Below are 18,356 nucleotides of genomic sequence, written 5' to 3'. Positions count from 1 at the left end.
CTTGAAAAGTCACTCGTCACTCGTCACTCGTCTCTTGATTTTATCGTGGCAGAGGTGTCAAGTTTTCAACTCGAAACAATAGCTAAATTCAAACCCAGGGTTGCTGCGATTCTGAACATAACACCCGACCACCTCGACCGATATGAAGATATGAATGCGTATATAAATGCAAAGGCCAGGATTTTTGAAAATCAAGGGCCTGAAGATTACCTGATTCTTAATGCAGATGATCCGGAGACTATGAAAGTTAAAAGTGAAAAGTTAAAAGTGAGAAGTGAAAGACCCAAAATATATTATTTTAGTCGTAAGAGGGAGGTCGAAGGGGTCTATTTAAAGGATGGAATGATTTGCTGTAATTTTATTGACTCGTCACTCGTCACTCGTCACTCGTCACTTATTGCTGCCAGTGAGATAAAGATTAAAGGAGTCCACAACCTGGAAAATGCTATGGCTGCCTCTGCTATAGCGCTTGTATCAGGATGTCCAGCACAGGCTGTCAGGGATGTCCTCGTGGATTTTCCTGGCCTCGAGCACAGGCTGGAGTTTGTAGAGGAAATTGATGGGGTAAGTTTTATAAATGATTCAAAGGGAACCAATGTCGGAGCGGTTGTGAAATCTCTTGAAAGTTTTCAAGGGATAATCCTGATCATGGGTGGAAGGGATAAGGCTTCGGATTTCTCAATTTTGAAGGATATGGTGAGACAGAGGGTTAAGACACTAATTCTCTTAGGAGAGGCAAAAGAGAAGATTGCAAAAGCTCTCGGCAGTTTTACCGAGACGGTTTTTGTAAGGGATATGAGAGAGGCCGTGGAGATTTCAGCGGCAAAGGCCAGGAGGGGAGATGTTGTCATGCTTTCTCCCGGGTGTGCGAGCTTTGATATGTTCAGGGACTTTGAAGACAGGGGCAGAAAATTTAAAGAGGCGGTGAGGGAGTTAAAGGGTGCTTTACTCTAAGGTAAAAGGAAAGGATATTGTTATCCCTGTTTTAGCTCTTGTTGGTATCGGGATTCTTATGGTCTATAGCTCCACAGCAGTCATAGCTTTCAAGAAGTTTGGTAATGGATTTCACTACCTTAAGAATCATCTGTTTACAGTCTTTCTTGGATTCATCGCAATGATATTCCTGTCGAGGGTTAATTATCAGAGACTGAGGCCTTTTGTTATCCCTATGCTTGTTATTTCTGTAATACTTCTCTTATTGGTTTTTATACCTTATGTGGGAGTTTCTGCTGGAGGGGCGCGGCGGTGGCTCAAGCTATGGCCTTCAACCTTTCAGCCTTCAGAACTTGCAAAAATAGCAATGGTTATTTTCCTGGCCGACTATATGAGTAAAAAACAAGAGGAAATGAAAAGCTTCAGATATGGGTTTCTTATTCCAGTTTCCATTATGGGAATTTTTCAAGGTCTATTTTTGATGCAGCCTGATTTTGGTGCGGCCATTAGTTTCGGGATTCTTACAATGTGTCTCCTTTTTATCGGCGGCACAAGATGGGTTCATATTTTGGGTTTTGTGCTGATGACCATACCGCTGATTTATAAACTTCTTTTATCTGTCCCGTACAGAATGAAGAGGATAAAAGCCTTTCTTGACCCCGAGCAGGACCCTCTCGGTAGCGGGTTTCAGCTTATGCAGTCTTTTATTGCCTTTGGCAGCGGCGGTCTTACAGGAGTGGGGCTGGGGAGTAGCCGCCAGAAGTTGTTTTTCCTTCCAGAATCACATACAGACTTTGTTTTTTCCATTATAGGGGAGGAGCTCGGGTTTATAGGGACAGTTATTGTGCTGGGCTTTTTTATGTGGCTTTTCATAAAGGGTGTGAAGATAGCAATGCGCTCTGACAACGCCTTTGCTTATTATCTTGCCATTGGTCTTACACTTATGATAGGGATTCAGGCCCTTGTTAATTTTGCCGTATCCACAGGTTTAATGCCGACCAAAGGGCTTCCACTCCCTTTTATCAGTTATGGTGGCTCATCACTTCTGGTGAACATGGCAGCAATAGGCATACTCATCAATGTATCAAGAAATTCTGTGCATAATCCATTTTCCGTAATCGATAGAGCTAAACTAATCCCCCCTTCTTCTTCCTCTTTTACTAAAGGGGGGAGGGGGGATTATTCAGATGCTATTTACGGGCATGGTTCGTGGATGCGGTTCACGAAATGAGGATAATAATTGCAGGAGGAGGCACTGGCGGGCATCTCTTCCCGGGCATTGCTCTGGCAAGGGAGTTTAAAAAGGTGCATGCCAGTACAGAAATTATGTTTGTTGGCACAGCAGAGGGCATAGAGGCAACGGTGGTTCCAAAGGAGGGATTTGATGTGAGGTTCATAAGGTCAGAAGGGCTTGTGAGAGTTGGTGCAGTCAGGACATTGAGATCACTTGCAAAGCTGCCACTGTCAATGAAGGATTCTTATACACTCCTCCGGACATTTAACCCTGACCTTGTTTTTGGTTTTGGAGGCTATTCGTCTGGCCCTGTAGTCCTCACTGCTTTTCTTATGGGTATACCCACAATGATACATGAGCAAAACTCAATTCCAGGGGTTACAAATAAATTGCTTGGGAAGTTTGTTAGAGCAGTTGCGGTGACCTATCAGGATAGCATAGAGTTTTTTCCAAAATACAAGACGCATCTTACAGGCAATCCTGTAAGGAAAGAAATACTCAGGGGGAACAGAGAAAGAGGTCATAAAATTTTTGGTCTTGATAAAGAGCGATTCACCATTTTTGTGTTTGGCGGCAGTTCGGGTGCACACCGTATAAACAGGGCTGTAACCGAAGGCCTCTCATATCTTGAGGATTTAAAAGATAAGATCCAGTTTCTACATCAAACCGGCGAGAAAGACTTTTCTGCAACGAGGGAGTCTTACCGTTCGATGGGGTTCCATGGTACGGTTATTCCCTTTATTTATGAAATGGCCGATGCGTATGCAGCTTCTGACCTTGTTATATCAAGGGCAGGGGCCTCTACCATTGCCGAACTGACTGCGTGTGGAAAGGCATCAATACTTATTCCTTATCCATTTGCAGCAGGAAACCATCAGGAGCTGAATGCGAGGAAACTCTGGGATTTGGGGGCAGCTCATATGATCCTTGACAGGGATCTTAAAGGGAAAACCCTTGTGGATTCAATCAGGTATATCTACGAAGACCCGGATGCAATAGGGACAATGGAAAAGATTAGCCGTTCTCTCGGAAAGCCGGATGCAGCACAAAAAATTGTCGAGATAGCTATGGGTTTATTAAAGTTGAGAACTAAGAACTAAGAAATAGGAAATAGGAAATGAGAAATGGGAAATGAGATTGGAAGATGTATAAGAAATTTGAAATAGTCCATTTTGTAGGCATTGGCGGTATTGGTATGAGCGGCATTGCTGAGGTTCTCAGGAATCTTGGCTATGAGGTCAGGGGTTCGGATTTGAAAGAGACAGAGACAACCAGGAGATTGAGGGATCTGGGGATAAAGATAACGATAGGCCACAGGCAGGACAATATCGAGGGCGCACATGTTGTTGTGATCTCATCGGCTGTAATGCCTGATAACCCGGAAGTTATTGCTGCAAAACGGTTATCAATTCCAGTAATACCCAGGGCAGAGATGCTCGCTGAGCTTGCGAGGTTGAAATACAGCGTGCTGATAGCAGGTGCCCATGGCAAGACTACAACCACCTCTCTGATAGCCACTATTTTAGCCTCAGGCGGGCTTGACCCGACAGTTGTAATCGGAGGGAAACTTAAAGGACTCGGCAGCAATGCAAAGTTAGGACAAGGAGAATTTCTGGTTGCAGAGGCAGACGAAAGCGATGGGTCTTTTTTGAAACTTTCGCCGACTATTGCAGTGGTGACAAACATAGACAGGGAGCATATGGATTATTTTAAGAGCCTTGCAGCCCTGAAAGAGGCATTCCTTTCTTTTATAAATAAAGTGCCTTTTTATGGCCTCTCCATACTGTGCAGCGATAATGAACATATCAGGGGACTCATACCTGATGTTCACAGGCGCTATATTACATATGGTCTGAAAGGGAGTGCAGACCTCAGGGCTGTAAATATAAGCAGGGGTGCGATAAATCAAGGTCTTTCATCCAGGTTTGAAGCTGTCTATAAGGATGAATCCCTCGGGTTTTTTGATTTGCCCCTTCCAGGACTTCACAGTATCTCTAACGCCCTCGCAGCAATCGCAGTAGCACTTGAGCTTGAACTCGATATTGATACAGCGAGGCAATCCCTCAGAGATTTCAGTGGTATTCAAAGGAGATTTGAGTTTAAAGGCGAGATTGGAGGCATCAGGATTTTTGATGATTACGGGCACCACCCGACAGAGATTAAGGCTACGTTGGGGGCAGCTAAGGAGAATATAGGCAGAAGGCTCATTGTCTTATTTCAGCCCCACAGGTACACAAGGACAAGAGACATGCTCGAAGAATTCTCAGGCGCCTTTAAGGATGCTGATAAGGTTTTACTGATGGATATATATGCTGCTGGTGAAAGTCCCATTAAAGGGATAGACTCCAGTGTTTTGTTTAATGGGATAAAAAACTCTGGATGTGATGTGGATTATATAAAAGATAGGGACGAGATACTGAAGTATCTGTTAAAGACTCTCAGGCCAGGAGATACATTCTTGACTCTGGGGGCTGGAGATGTCTGGAAGATAGGGGAAGAATTGTTGGATAGTTTCAAGATCGGAGCAGGGAAAGGAGCTTAGTTGGACGAGAAAGCCTGGAAAGAAATATTTACTGGTGAGTTTTTTCAGGGCGAAGTAAAGTTTAGAGAGCCCATGGCAGGCTATACGTCTCTGAGGATCGGCGGGCCTGCTGATGTTATCGCTTTCCCTGAGGACCCGGTATCTGTAAAGAATATCCTCCTTGCAGCCGGTGAAAGGAAAATTCCGGTTTTTGTATTAGGGGCCGGAACGAATCTCCTCGTAAGAGATGGAGGCATAGAAGGTATAGTGGTTTGCCTGAGGGCATTTAAAAGGATAGAACTCCTGAATGAGACAGAAGATGGGGCCGGTGTTTTTGTGGAGGCAGGCGTGGCTCTTCAAAGGCTTATAAACTTTGCAAAGGAAAAGGGTTACTTGGGCATTGAGAATCTTGTGGGTATCCCGGGCACTGTTGGCGGGGCCATACGCATGAATGCAGGAGCTTTTAATAAAGAAATCAAGGACGTAATAATCTCTGCAGTTGTTCTTGATAAAAGCGGAAGACTTTTAAAGTTTAATAAAAAAGAACTCGGTTTTTCATACAGGAGATCAAACATTGAAAATGGCTCGATAATCCTCAGTGCCAATATCTTTTTGAGAAAAAATGACCAGAAAGACATAGAGAAACGCATGAAGGAATATCTTGAGAAAAAAAGGATTACTCAGCCCATAGGAGAACGCAGTGCAGGATGTGTTTTTAAAAATCCTGATGCAGATTCGGCTGGAAGGCTTATAGAAATGGCCGGGTGCAAGGGCATGAGAATTAGTGATGCTGAGGTAAGCGCTGTGCATGCAAATTATATTATCAACAAAGGGGAAGCAACAGCTAAGGATTTTATTAAACTGATGGATGTAGTCAAAGACAAGGTGAGAGAAAAATGTGGCATAAGCCTCTTGCCAGAGATAGAGATTGTGGGGAGAAATGGTTAAGGAGCTTCTTACAACAAAAAGGATCGGCGTGCTTATGGGAGGGCTTTCCTCTGAAAGGGATATTTCTATAAGGAGTGGCCTTGCAGTTTACCAGGCGCTTCAGGAACTCGGGTATAACACAGTTCCTGTGGATGTTGGAAAAGACATTATGACATTACTCAAGAAAGAAAAGATAAAGGTTGCCTTCTTAGCACTCCATGGCGGTATGGGTGAAGATGGCGCGATTCAGGGAATGCTTGAGGTCATTGGAATTCCTTATACGGGCTCTGGAATCCTGGCCTCTGCCCTTGCTATGGATAAAGAGGCGTCTAAAAAGATCTTTATGTATCACGGACTAAAGGTGCCGCCCTTTGTAGTCATCAGTCGTGAGTCGTCAGTTGTGAAGAAGGGAAAGGCTATTGGCTATCGACTACCGACTTTCGACTTTCCTATGCCCTGGGTAGTAAAGCCTGCTGTTGAGGGTTCAAGTGTTGGAGTGAGTATTGCGAAAGACGAGACAGGTCTTGAGGCTGCTGTGGAAAAGGCATTTTCTTTTGGTCCAAGGACCATCATTGAGAAATTCATTGATGGCAAAGAGGTTCATATCGGAATTCTCGGCAATAGAGTTTTAGGTGGTGTGGAGGTCAGACCTTCACTTGAATTTTATAGTTATGAGGCCAAATATACATCCGGCCTCACCGAATACATCATTCCACCTGAATTAGATAGCAATGTCTATGAAAGGGCAAAAGATGCTGGCCTGCTGGCCCACAGGGCGCTCGGATGTTCTGGCGGGACAAGGGTTGATTTAAGGATAGATGAAAAAGGAGACCCTTATGTATTAGAAGTGAATACTCTGCCTGGCATGACGGCTACAAGTTTACTTCCCAAAATAGCCCAGTCAGCAGGATTGAATTTTAAACAGTTAGTGGAGGAGATTTTAAGACTTGCGCTCAAAGAATCATAGGAAACAATCTGCCTACTGGCATGGAGAAAGGTTAAGGATTTATCTGAAAAGGGGAGCCCTTGTGATTTCTCTGACTGGCTTACTTTTTCTGTCTTTCTTCTCCATAAAGTTCGCAAGCAAGGCATTTTCTGTAAGAGATATTAAGGTTTCAGGCAATCACTATATCGGCGAGGACGAGCTTAAATCAAAGATTGGAATTAGTAAAGGCGAGAACCTTTTTAAGGTTTCTTTAAGAGACATCGAAGAGAAGCTTAAGGCATCTGCCTGGATTAAAGGGGCATCGCTCAGAAAGGAGTTTCCGGGTACACTCAGGGTAAAGGTTGAGGAGACTGTACCAAAGGCTATCGTTGAATCAAAAGGCAATCTGTATCTCATAGCCCCTGAGGGTAATCTCCTTGAGGCTTTGGGTGGTGACAGGACACCATTCTTACCGGTGATAACAGGCATTGATTTTAAAAAAAATAAGGCAGGCATAGAAGAAGCCCTCAAGTTAGTTGATGCTTTAAATGAAAAGGGAATTGCTGGTGAAAGAAATTCGATAGAGATTTATGCAGTTCGGCCTTATGGCCTCGTAGTGAATATTGACGATAAGATAATCAGGATTGGCTATAACAGATATAATGAGAAACTCGAACGCTGGAAAGAGATAGAAGTGGAACTCAGGAAGAAAGGTGTGATGCCTGAAAACATCGATTACATAGATTTGAGATTTAAAAACTCGGTCATAGTAAAGCCTGTGAAGGTTGTTAAATGAAAGGGGACAATCTTATAGTTGGCCTTGATGTCGGGACGACAAAGATATGTGCCATTGTCGGGGAAGTGAGGACAGGCGCGTTGGATATCATCGGCCTGGGCAGCGCCCCTTCTAAAGGTTTGAGAAAAGGGGTAGTGGTCAATATAGAAAGCACTGTCGAGTCGATAAGGAAGGCTATCAGGGAAGCTGAGATTATGTCTGGCATTGAGATAAAAGCTGTGTATGTCGGCATTGCTGGAGGGCACATAAACAGTTTTCCGAGCCACGGCGTCATAGCTGTAAAAGAGAAAGAAATCAGCCAGAGAGACATAGACAGGGTTGTAGATGCAGCTAAGGCAGTGGCAATACCACTTGACAGGGAGGTTCTTCACGTTATCCCCATGGATTTCATTGTTGATGGACAGGACGGTATAAAGGACCCCAGGGGGATGAGTGGTGTAAGGCTTGAGGCAAAAGTGCATATAGTAACCGGAGCCGTGGCATCTGTGCAGAACCTTGTCAAATGCTGTGAGAAGGCCGGGCTGGATGTTATAGATATAGTCCTTGAGCCTCTGGCCTCGGGTGAAGCTACTTTAAGTCAGGATGAGAAAGACCTTGGAGTTGGTATTGTGGATGTTGGAGGAGGTACAACAGACATCGCCCTTTTTCATGGAGGCAGTATCTGTCACACCTCTGTTCTTACCCTGGGAGGGAGTCATTTTACAAACGATATTGCGGTAGGGCTGAGGACTCCTACCCCCGAGGCTGAAAGGATTAAGAAGAAATATGGTTGTGCAATACTCACAATGGTAAATCCTGAAGAAGAGATAGATGTTGTCTATGCAGGTGACAGGCCGCACAGGAAGATACCGAGACGCTATCTTGTGGAGATACTTCAACTGAGGGCTGAAGAGCTTTTTGAGCTTGTTAAAGAAGAAATAAGAAAAGGCAGTAGCAGTAATGTCATAGCCTCAGGCATAGTCCTGACAGGCGGGGCTGCCCTTATGGACGGGATGGATTCCCTGGCTGAAAATATCCTCGAGCTGCCTGTGAGGGTGGGGAACCCTGTGGGTATCGGAGGCCTTAAAGATATTGTGAGTAGCCCCATGTATGCCACAGGTGTCGGCCTCGTGCTTTACGGAGCAAAGGATATCGGGGCTGAGCAGGGTTTTAAAGAAGGCGGCCTCTTTCAGGGAATACTGAACAGGATGAAAGATTGGGTGGATGGAATATTTAAATAAATAGAAAGGAGGATGAGATGTTTGAACTCGAAGAAATAAGGAGTATATCAGCTAAGATTAAAGTTATCGGGGTTGGAGGTGCAGGAGGAAATGCTGTCAATGGCATGATATCCTCCAACCTCCATGGGATTGAATTTGTAGTGGTTAATACAGATGCTCAGGCGCTGGATTCTTCCCTTGCATCGAAGCGCATCCAGATCGGCGCTGAGCTGACAAAGGGCCTTGGTGCTGGCGCTTACCCTGAGATTGGCAGGCAGGCTGCCCTCGATGACAGGGATGCCATTAAAGAGGCCATGCATGGTGCAGACATGATCTTTATAACCGCTGGTATGGGCGGTGGAACAGGGACAGGTGCGTCCCCTGTTATTGCAGAGATTGCAAGAGAGCTTGGGATACTCACGACCGCAGTTGTCACCAAGCCTTTTGTCTTTGAAGGAAGCAGGAGGGCGAAAAATGCTGATGAGGGTATAAAGGAGCTGAAGAAACATGGTGATGCTATTATTGTTGTGCAGAACAACAGGCTCCTCAGCATTGCAGATAAAGGAATGCCTATGCTTCAGACATTAAGGATTGCCAACGACGTTCTAAGACAGGCCATTCAGGGTATCGCAGATTTGATTCTTATACCAGGCCTTATAAACCTCGATTTTGCGGATATCAGAACCGTAATGGCTGAGACAGGAAGGGCCGTTATGGGGATAGGTACTGCAGCAGGTGAGAACAGGGCAGTTACAGCCGCAAAAATGGCCATATCAAGCCCCCTCCTGGAGGAGGCCTCCATTGATGGTGCAAAAGGTGTGATTATAAACATCACTGGAGGCCCCTCCCTCTCCCTATATGAGGTTCATGAGGCATCGAGCTTGATTCATGATGCTGCACATGAGGACGCCAATATAATCTTTGGCTCTGTTATAAACCCTGACATTGATGAAGAGGTTAAAGTCACGGTGATTGCAACTGGCTTTGGAGAGCAATCTCAGGTTGAAATGCCTTCTTATAAGAAATGGAGACCATCCAGGGAGGCCATAGTCCTGAAAGGTTCTGAGAGAATTCTCTCCAAGGATATTGACCTTAGTTTAAAGATAGATGAGAACGACCTTGATATACCCACATTTATACGCAAGACCCACCTAAAGGATGCCCCGAGGTTTCTGTAAATGGTAGCACTTACTTAAGTGCTCCATAAAACCTCCCCCCCAGGGTGGGAGCTTTTACCCCCGGCTCCCACCCTCACCCCCACTTTAGAACAACTTTACCTCAACCTCTTCACCTTTTTCCATGCCCTGTTTTTTTAAAGGTATGACGACTGTCCCATCTGCTTTTACTAATGTTGTGATGAGGCCTGATTTTCCGAGGATTGGCACTGCCCACAGCTCTCCATCTATTTCCTCGATTCTGACCCTTACATGTTCCTCTCTGCCTGTGCTTGATGCAAGGTTTTTTGTAAGTCTTGCCTTTACTGTTTTTCTAATCGTCTGGCTTATACGTGTCTTCTCCCCTGTCAGCGCCCTCAAAACAGGTTCTATAAAAAGCTCAAAACAGACCGTTACAGCAGCAGGATGCCCTGGAAGACCAAAGACAGGGACGCCATTAACAATGCCTCCGATTATTGGTTTCCCTGGTTTGACCGAGACGCCATGAAATAAAACTCCTGGCAGGCCGAGGTCATTTATTACCCTGACTGTCATGTCCTTTGTCCCAACCGAGCTGCCGCCTGTTATTAATACCATAGATGACTCTTTTATGGAGGAACTGACAGCATTTTTTATCTCGTTATATTTATCAGGGAAGATGCCTTTTTTTACTGGCTGTCCTCCGTTTAGTGTTATAAGGCCAGCGAGGTTATATGAATTAATATCTCTTACCTGGCCTAATTTCAAGGGGCCTGAATGGACAATCTCATCACCTGTTGAGATTATGGAGACCAATGGTTTTTTATAGAGCCACACCTTAGTTATTCCCAGACCTGCAAGGGCACCTATATCCTGCGGCCTCAGTCTTGAGCCTTTTTCAAGGACAAGCTCTCCTTTTTTTATGTCCTCGCCTGCGTGTATCACATTTTCCGAGGGGGCTACTGGTTTAAGGACTTCAATTAAATTTTCATTAACTTCCTGGATGTGTTCCAGCATCACAACAGCATCAGCGCCGTCAGGGAGCATGCCGCCTGTGGCTATTTTTGCAGCATTGCCTTTATCAAGTTTGAATGCAGGTTCTGCTCCCATGATAACTTCTCCGATTTGATTTAAATATGCTGGAAAGCCTTCTGTAGCACCAAAGGTGTCTGATGATTTTACTGCAAAGCCATCCACTGTTGAGCGTGAAAACCCGGGCATGTCTTCAGGCGAAAAAATATCCCTCGACAGTACCATACCATTCGACAAGCTCATGGGATCATCTATTTCTTTTTCGACTTCGTCTGGCAGGGTGGGGGTAATGGATTTTAGAAGTAGTTCCCTTGCCATCTCTACAGGAATGGCATTTTCCCGTCCTAACATGTCTTTCATGGCAGTTTATTAATCTTCTTCTTTTTTTGTAAAGTCGGTTTCCTCAGGCGATTCCTCTTTTGCCTCTGGCAGGGTAATGTCCCTCGTAAAGTCAGGACAGCGAAGCCCTTTCCCGCTCACTGAGAACTTCTTCTGGCAGGTCTCACGCCAGGCGCAGACAACGCAGATATCTTTTTTTGCATCCAATCTCAATCCCTCCTGAAATAGAAACTCAATACAGTGCCGATATTGGCCACTATACTGTCCTTTGAGTTTATTATAAAGATTTTCCCCTCTACATGGAATATTTCTTTCTCTATTCTTTCAACGGGCGTTGTGCGTCTGCGTCGTCTCGATAGTTCGGCTTCGAACATCGGCACTATCTTGTCTTTCATTCTGAGTTCTGTATCGACAAAGAAAATGGATATCTCAGGGGAAAGGTCATCTACCCTGTTGAGGAATGCAGAAATTTCCTTATCATATATCTGTTTGGGAGGTGAAGATTTGATTTCCATATAGACAATAGAAGAATCTACTTTGGCTATAAGGTCATAATCTCCTCCGACCAGTGGCCTCTTAAATTTTATTCCCCAGATAGAATCCGCACTATATTCCTTTTCCATTAATTTAGATATAAACCACTCAAGGGTTTCGCCAAAGCTCTTTATCGGCCTTTTGATAAGGCGATAACCCCCGGTAGTTTCCTCTATAAGGTCAATTTCCTTCAGATAGTTAAGATATTGCATGGTAATGTTTCTGCTTGCGTATCTTGATACCTGTTGCAGGGTGAAGTGGTTCTGATATTTTATAACATCTCTCAGAAACAGCCTGAAGGAATATTTTTTTAATTTATTATAAAACTCATCTATATGAGATCGGGCTGTAGGGATGAGGAGGTCATCACCCGGCTCTTTTTTATAGATATGAAAGCCTCTTCTTTTTAGAATGGTTTTTAAATCAGGTGTGTAAACCTTAAGGGTTTTTCTAAGGCGTTTTATTTCCTTTTTGAGATATGCTATCTCTAATTTTAGTTTGATACACCGTTCAGATGTATCAACTTTATATCTCATGGAGCACTCCTGACTAATCGCCGATAACTTTTACAGAGACTCGCCTGTGCCTTGGCCCATCAAATTCACACAGATATATAGACTGCCAGGTTCCAAGCAGTGGTTTCCCGTCTTCAACTAAGACAAACTGAGAAACACCGATTGTGGTTGACTTTATATGGGCATCCGAATTTCCCTCCCGGTGATAATAGTCTCCCTCAAAGGGTATCAGGCGCATTAAAGTTGCCTGTATGTCTCTCACTACGGATGGATCCGCTCCCTCATTGATTGTTATTGCTGCTGTTGTATGCGGGATATAGAGGTAGCAGATACCGCTTTTTATCCCTGTCTCTGTAATAACCTTCTGCACCTCATCTGTGATGTCCACAAACTCTGTTCTGGCCTTAGTCCTGACGGTTATGTTTTTTACCATTGTTTCCTCCTGAGCAGGTTTAAAGTTCAGTAAAAAAACTTAATTAACCACAGAGAGCACAGAGGTCACGAGAAAAGTGTAAAGAAAAATGGAGTAATTATAGCTCTGTGAACTCTGTGGCAGATTATTTACTCTGTGTCTCAGTGCCTCCGTGTTTTAGCTCCTCGATAAAATCTGGTCATAAAAGTCTTCATCTATAGAAAAATCTATTTTCAGGGCAAAAATATTCCATGAAGGGTTAAGTGGCCTGATCCTTACAAGGTCTTTTTCAGTGGTAATGACAGTCAGCCCTGATGCCTCCTCTTTCATTAATTTTATATCATGATGGTTGTAAGGGTGATGATCTCTAAAGGCCCTGAACTTCACAATATTAGCGCCGCTTGTGGTCAGGGAGGCTTTGAAAGAAGAGGGGTTTGCAATGCCTGCAAAGGCATAAACCCCTTTCCCATTTATAAACTCGAGAGGTTCCACATTACCTGCTATGCTGATTAGACTTAAAGGTTTATAAAAAGCCCTGTAAACAGGGGCATTGTTGTTATAAAGCCTTATAGTGTCTTCTATTTTCTGTATTCTATTCAGTGACGAGTGACGAGTGACGAGTGACTTTTCAAGAGACGAGTGACGAGTGACGAGTGACGAGTTATTATATTTACTTGTCTCTTGTCTCTTGTCTCTTGTCTCTGAATTGGCCTCTTGTCCCTCGTCTCTCGTCTCTAACTTCGTGATTACTATTATATCAGCCCGTTCCATTGCTTTAAGCGGCTCCCTTAATATACCTTCAGGAAAAAGCCTTTTGTTGCCGAATGGGTTTGTTGCATCAATAAGGAGTATATTAACATCTCTGTAAAGAGATATATGCTGGAATCCATCATCGAGAATGAAAAGAAATGGAGCATTGGAGTGATGGAGTGATGAAAGGGCAAACATTCCACCTTCATACCTATCAGCACATTTTACAATAGGGACACCGTTTAATCTATCAGCCATTAATACTGATTCATCTCCAGCCTCTCTGCAGTCCATAAGCGGCCCATCACCCTTACTCACAAAACACGGCCCCTTTGCTTTACCTTTGTATCCCCTTGTCAGGATGCATGGTCTTAAGCCCCTTTTTAATGCTTCTCTGGCAATGGCTATGGTAGCAGGGGTCTTACCAGTGCCGCCGAGGGTCAGGTTCCCTATGCTTATTACTTTTGATGGCAGCCTGTTTACCTTTTTCAGTCCGAGCCTGAAAAGCAGGTTCCTTCCTGAAAGAATGGTATAATATAAGGCGCTAAGAGGTCCCAAAGGTCTCATCCTGAGCCTGTCGAATGAGGCTCCTCACAAGGGCTGTGGCCTTCTCTGTTGCACCTATGTTTTTGTCTATTATTGCCCTTGCTTTTTCCCCCATTGAGTTTGCAAGGCTCCTGTCAGTTATCAGATTTTCAATTACTTCCGCCATGTTTTTAGAATTGCTTACAATCAATGCTGCACCTTCTTTAAGAAAATCCGAGGCAAAAGGGAAATTGTCCATATGCGGGCCAAAAATAATCGGCTTGCTCCAGTAGGCAGGCTCAAGAATATTGTGGCCTCCAAATGGCAGGAGACTTCCGCCAATGAATGCAATCGTGGCCTTAGAAAAAATTTGCGGTAGCTCTCCTATTGTATCGAGGAGGATTACATCTGGCAGTGACGAGTGCTGGGGGACAGGGTGTATTTCAGAGCGCCTGATAAAGTTGATGGCCTTTTTTTTAAGGACTTCTTCCACCTCTGAGAATCTTTCAGGGTGCCTCGGTGCCAGGATTAGTTTTAGTGCCGGGATATTTTTTTTAACATTCTCGAAGGCATCAATGATAATTTCCTCTTCACCTTTGTGAGTGCTTCCAGCGACTATAAGCGGTTCGCTGATGTTTTCTATCCAGGGCAAGGTGTCTTTTGGAAGTGTAATGTCGAATTTTAGATTGCCTGAAACCCTGACCTTTTCCCTGTCAGCGCCCATGGAGATAATCCTCTGCGCATCAAGGTCAGTCCGCATGCAGAAGGCATCGACATATGAAAGAACACTTTTCATGAAACTACGGATGTACATATAGCCCTTGAAAGAATTTTTTGAGATCCTGCCGTTCAGTACGATTATTTTTGTTCCGTTTTGCCTGAGGGCTTTAAAGAGAATTGGCCAGAGCTCTGTTTCTATTGTAATAAAGACCTTTGGTTTTATCTCTTTTACGACCCTGTTCACAGCAAAACTTGCGTCCCATGGCATGTACATAATTCTATCTGCCTCAGGGAATTTCTCTATTGCAATCCCCTGTCCTGTGTGTGTGATGGTGGACAGAAGGATCTTTGTTTCAGGAATTTCTTTTTTGAGGGACTTAAGAAATGGTATTGCAGCCAGGACCTCGCCAACCGAAACAGCATGAACCCATATATTGGCATTCTCATAATTTGATAGGCCAACGCGTTCTTTTAGATAGCGCCACGATTTACCTTTTTTCAGGAGCATGATTGGGAGAAAAATTATAAAGGATAAGGTTGAGAGAAAATTATATAACAGAAACATCCTTCTCAAGCTGGGCATGATATAATTCTCTGTATATGCCCCCTTCTTTTATGAGCTCCTCATGTGTGCCTGTTTCGACAATCCTCCCCTTTTCAAGGACTAAAATCCTGTTAGCCCTTCTCACAGTAGATAACCTGTGAGCAATGACAAATGTTGTCCTGTTGGCCATTAAGTTGTCAAGCGCTTTCTGGACAATGATCTCCGATGCAGTATCAAGGGATGATGTAGCTTCATCAAGTATCAGGATAGGTGGATTTTTAAGTAGCGCCCTTGCAATGGATATCCTCTGTTTCTGCCCACCTGAGAGCTTTACGCCTCTTTCACCGATTATTGTATCATAACCCTGAGGCATATCCTTTATAAAGTCATGGGCATAGGCTGCTTTTGCCGATTCTATTATCTCTTCATCAGTTGCTTCAAGTTTCCCAAAGGCTATATTTTCTTTAACAGTCTCGTTGAATAGTATTATATCCTGGCTTACTATCCCGATATTTTTGCGCAGAGACGAAAGCGTGGCGTTATTTATATCTATGTCATTAATGGTGATATTGCCATTAGTAGGTTTGTAAAACCTTGGCAACATGTCCATGAGAGTAGTCTTGCCAACGCCGCTTTTCCCTACTATCGCTATAAGTTCTCCCTTTTTTACACTGAAATTTATATTATCAAGCACTGGCCTTTCTGTGCCAGGATAAACAAAGGAGACATTGTTAAAATTGATCTCATCTCTAATTGCCGGCAGGTCAATTGTCCCGTCGATTTCATGTTCTTGATCAAGGATGTAGAAAATCCTCTCTGCTGCTGCCCGTGCCTGCTGCAGGCTGTTGTTGGCTCCGCCAATTCTTTTTATGGGTGTGTATATTAAACCTACTGCGGCAGAAAAAGAGATTAGTTCACCCAGTGTTATTTGATTGAGGTTTACTAAATAAAAGCCATAGAATAAAACGCCTACTGTACCTACTCCTGTGATAATCTCATGCAAAAGGTATGAATACTCCACAGTGCGTGCACCTTTTATAGCTATCCTGTAATACTTTTTATTTTCTTCATTAAATTTGTCTTCATGGAGTTTTTCACGCATGAAGGCCTTTATTATTTTGATCCCTGATATGCTTTCTGTAAGCCTTACCACCAGGTCTGATATCTGTTGCTGGGTCTTTTGAGCAATCTTCCTCATTTTCCTGCCAAATTTGTTGATGATAAAGAAAGAAACTGGCAGCACTATAATAGCTATCAATGCGAGTTTCCAGCTCCTTAAAAAGGCAATGGTTAAAAGTACAACAAAGGTTGTTACCTCAACAAAAATATCCTTGACAGAATATCCAAGAATCCCCTGAAGGACATTTGAGTCATTTATTACCCTTGATATTAGCTCGCCCGAGGGCTTGTTCACATGAAAATTCATCGGAAGGATAATGACTTTTTTAAAGAGTTGAGCCCTTACATCCCTTACTACCTTTGCCCCTACTATACGCATTAGAAAAGAATGAACAAAACTAAACAGCCCTTTAAATATGAAGAAACCAACATACATAAAGAGGTACATTGTTATTATATGGATGTCTTTCATTACGCCATCTATTACTGGCTTGATGAACCACGCCATGGCGCCTGTAATCGCAGATGTTGCAAGGCTGAATATAGCGGCTACTGCAACAATCCACCAGTAAGGCTTGAGATAACTTAACAGGCGTTTGTAGTGTTCCATCCTGCTAACTCTCCTATCATGGAAGCAACCTTTACCGAGGCTGTCTTTTTACTCATCATTTCTTTGATTTTCTGCAAATTCGAAATCATCTTCTGCCTGTATTGGATATCATATATGAGCTTCATCAATTCTGAGAATATGCCCTCAACAGTTGCCTTTTCCTGAACAAGCTCTACAACAACTTCTTCTCCAGCAAGGATATTAACTATAGAAATGAATTTAACCTTTACCAGCAGTTTAGCAAAAAAGAAGGTTACTGGGGAAAGTTTGTAAAAAACCACCATTGGTGTGCCTATGAGTGCGGTCTCAAGCGTTGCCGTGCCTGAGGCTACGGCTGCAGCTTCCGAGCAAGCGAGGGCTTCTTTAGTAGAATCTTTTAAAATCTTGATATAATCCGGCACCTGCTCTGTAAGTTCAATGCCTGGCGCAAGCGGTATAAGCAACTGATTTTCAGGAAATTCGTTGTGGATTTTTTCAGCAACTCCCTTGAGAATAGGCATATGTTTTTTTATTTCAGAAAATCTGCTTCCTGGCAGAAGACTTATGGCTGGTTTACGCACATCGAGCCCGAGTTTTTGTTTTAATTCCTCTTTTGTCTGATTAATATCAATAGTTTCTGCAATAGGGTGACCTACAAATTCGTGTGAAAGACCGACGTTTTTATAAATGTCCGTCTCAAAAGGGAAGATCACAGCCATCCTGTTTACAAGGCGGGCGATTTTCTTTGCCCTTTTAGGGCGCCATGCCCATACCTGCGGGCTTACATAATAAAGAATGGGGATTCCTGAGGCTTTAGCTTTAGCAGCGAGGGCCATATTAAAATCAGGGTAATCAATCAACACAAGGACATCCGGCCTCTGAGTCCTCAGAGCCTCCTTGGCTCTTTTAAAGCTTCTCCTTATCTCACCCCAGTGGCGAATGGTTTCAGTAAGCCCCAATGCCCCTGAAATCTGCGATATTAAATTTATACCTTCAGCCCTCATGCGGTTTCCGCCAATGCCTGTTATCTCTATATCAGGCCATAGTCTTTTAAGTGCCCTGCTCAGCATGGCGCCATATAGCTCTCCTGAACTCTCTCCTGTAATTATCATCACCCTTTTTGACATATTAAATTAAATTCATTAACCCTTCAACCCTTCTTAAAATATCATTAATTGATTATTAAATTCAAATTTATTTTGCCTCCTTCCTTCCTAAGGCGGTCGACGACCAGTAGGGGGACTTTTACCCCCCCCCAAAAAAAGATTTGCTATTTCCTCCCTCGAGGAGAGAGAACTGATAAGAGGGGATGTGTAAAAAAAATCTACATCTTGACAACCATTTTAGCTGCTGATAAAGTTTTGGCTAAATACTCACCAAATTGACTTTATAAAAAACAGAACTCATCTATGGGGGGATTATGAATATAAGTAGGGGGAAGAGATGAAAACCATAAATAAAAAAGTAATTATCCTCTTAGGGCTGTTTCTCTTCCTATCTTTTGGCTCTGCCACAGCCTTTGCCTATGATATCTATGGAAAAGTTTATAAGGCTGACTGCAGCACTGCTATACCTGGCGCAACAGTAAAGCTCTATGACTATTGGTTGG

18 protein-coding genes are annotated in these 18,356 nt (G+C 43.5%); 10 read left to right on the top strand and 8 right to left on the bottom strand.

Translation table 11 applies throughout. The features are described from left to right. The 9 genes from murD to ftsZ all read left to right on the top strand — a co-directional run. On the top strand, window positions 1–954 hold a 954-nt coding region (gene murD, locus HZC12_09395; protein MBI5026916.1), incomplete at its 5' end, for a UDP-N-acetylmuramoyl-L-alanine--D-glutamate ligase. Then, the gene (gene ftsW, locus HZC12_09390) at window positions 941–2,164 is read left to right on the top strand and encodes a putative lipid II flippase FtsW (protein MBI5026915.1); all 1,224 of its coding nucleotides are present in this window, start codon (window positions 941–943) and stop codon (window positions 2,162–2,164) included. The genes murD and ftsW, both read left to right, overlap by 14 nt. Continuing rightward, entirely contained in the window at window positions 2,161–3,267 is a 1,107-nt protein-coding gene (gene murG, locus HZC12_09385) for an undecaprenyldiphospho-muramoylpentapeptide beta-N-acetylglucosaminyltransferase (protein ID MBI5026914.1), read from the top strand. The genes ftsW and murG overlap by 4 nt, the downstream gene beginning before the upstream one ends. Before the next feature lie 44 nt (window positions 3,268–3,311). Continuing rightward, window positions 3,312–4,709: a UDP-N-acetylmuramate--L-alanine ligase gene (locus HZC12_09380; GenBank protein ID MBI5026913.1), complete on the top strand. Its 1,398-nt coding sequence runs from the start codon at window positions 3,312–3,314 to the stop codon at window positions 4,707–4,709. After that, window positions 4,710–5,636: a UDP-N-acetylmuramate dehydrogenase gene (gene murB / locus HZC12_09375; GenBank protein ID MBI5026912.1), complete on the top strand. Its 927-nt coding sequence runs from the start codon at window positions 4,710–4,712 to the stop codon at window positions 5,634–5,636. It abuts the gene before it with no gap. Then, entirely contained in the window at window positions 5,629–6,582 is a 954-nt protein-coding gene (locus tag HZC12_09370) for a D-alanine--D-alanine ligase (protein MBI5026911.1), read from the top strand. The genes murB and HZC12_09370 overlap by 8 nt, the downstream gene beginning before the upstream one ends. Then, the gene (locus HZC12_09365) at window positions 6,563–7,336 is read left to right on the top strand and encodes an FtsQ-type POTRA domain-containing protein (protein MBI5026910.1); all 774 of its coding nucleotides are present in this window, start codon (window positions 6,563–6,565) and stop codon (window positions 7,334–7,336) included. The genes HZC12_09370 and HZC12_09365 overlap by 20 nt, the downstream gene beginning before the upstream one ends. Then, window positions 7,333–8,556 (top strand): cell division protein FtsA, encoded by a 1,224-nt coding sequence (ftsA, locus tag HZC12_09360; protein ID MBI5026909.1) that lies wholly within the window; start codon window positions 7,333–7,335, stop codon window positions 8,554–8,556. The genes HZC12_09365 and ftsA overlap by 4 nt, the downstream gene beginning before the upstream one ends. A 17-nt stretch (window positions 8,557–8,573) precedes the next feature. Beyond that, the gene (gene ftsZ, locus HZC12_09355) at window positions 8,574–9,713 is read left to right on the top strand and encodes a cell division protein FtsZ (GenBank protein MBI5026908.1); all 1,140 of its coding nucleotides are present in this window, start codon (window positions 8,574–8,576) and stop codon (window positions 9,711–9,713) included. Between the two features lie 84 nt (window positions 9,714–9,797). Here ftsZ and HZC12_09350 read toward each other — a convergent pair whose 3' ends face one another. The 8 genes from HZC12_09350 to lpxB form a co-directional block, all read right to left on the bottom strand. Further along, on the bottom strand, window positions 9,798–11,060 hold the full coding sequence (locus HZC12_09350; protein ID MBI5026907.1) for a molybdopterin molybdotransferase MoeA: 1,263 nt from the start codon (window positions 11,058–11,060) through the stop codon (window positions 9,798–9,800). A gap of 9 nt (window positions 11,061–11,069) precedes the next feature. Next, the gene (locus tag HZC12_09345; protein ID MBI5026906.1) at window positions 11,070–11,246 is read right to left on the bottom strand and encodes a hypothetical protein; all 177 of its coding nucleotides are present in this window, start codon (window positions 11,244–11,246) and stop codon (window positions 11,070–11,072) included. Between the two features lie 2 nt (window positions 11,247–11,248). Next, entirely contained in the window at window positions 11,249–12,109 is an 861-nt protein-coding gene (locus tag HZC12_09340; protein ID MBI5026905.1) for a hypothetical protein, read from the bottom strand. Between the two features lie 13 nt (window positions 12,110–12,122). Then, on the bottom strand, window positions 12,123–12,521 hold the full coding sequence (locus HZC12_09335) for a YjbQ family protein (protein MBI5026904.1): 399 nt from the start codon (window positions 12,519–12,521) through the stop codon (window positions 12,123–12,125). 156 nt (window positions 12,522–12,677) lie between these two features. After that, window positions 12,678–13,817 carry a tetraacyldisaccharide 4'-kinase gene (gene lpxK, locus HZC12_09330; protein ID MBI5026903.1) on the bottom strand — a complete coding sequence of 380 codons (1,140 nt, stop codon included), beginning with the start codon at window positions 13,815–13,817 and terminating at the stop codon, window positions 12,678–12,680. Then, window positions 13,795–15,003: a 3-deoxy-D-manno-octulosonic acid transferase gene (locus HZC12_09325; GenBank protein MBI5026902.1), complete on the bottom strand. Its 1,209-nt coding sequence runs from the start codon at window positions 15,001–15,003 to the stop codon at window positions 13,795–13,797. Before HZC12_09325 ends, lpxK begins: the two co-directional genes overlap by 23 nt. Before the next feature lie 40 nt (window positions 15,004–15,043). Continuing rightward, window positions 15,044–16,768 carry an ABC transporter ATP-binding protein gene (locus HZC12_09320; protein ID MBI5026901.1) on the bottom strand — a complete coding sequence of 575 codons (1,725 nt, stop codon included), beginning with the start codon at window positions 16,766–16,768 and terminating at the stop codon, window positions 15,044–15,046. After that, window positions 16,744–17,859: a lipid-A-disaccharide synthase gene (lpxB, locus tag HZC12_09315; protein ID MBI5026900.1), complete on the bottom strand. Its 1,116-nt coding sequence runs from the start codon at window positions 17,857–17,859 to the stop codon at window positions 16,744–16,746. The genes HZC12_09320 and lpxB overlap by 25 nt, the downstream gene beginning before the upstream one ends. A gap of 331 nt (window positions 17,860–18,190) precedes the next feature. Between lpxB and HZC12_09310 the strand changes: the two genes are divergently transcribed. Then, window positions 18,191–18,356, top strand: a 166-nt coding sequence (locus HZC12_09310) for a hypothetical protein (GenBank protein ID MBI5026899.1), incomplete at its 3' end; no start/stop codon positions are given.

This window comes from Nitrospirota bacterium (assembly GCA_016214385.1).
In the GTDB taxonomy this organism is placed as follows: Bacteria; Nitrospirota; Thermodesulfovibrionia; order UBA6902; family JACROP01; genus JACROP01.
This window is presented reverse-complemented; position numbering and strand designations above follow the sequence as displayed.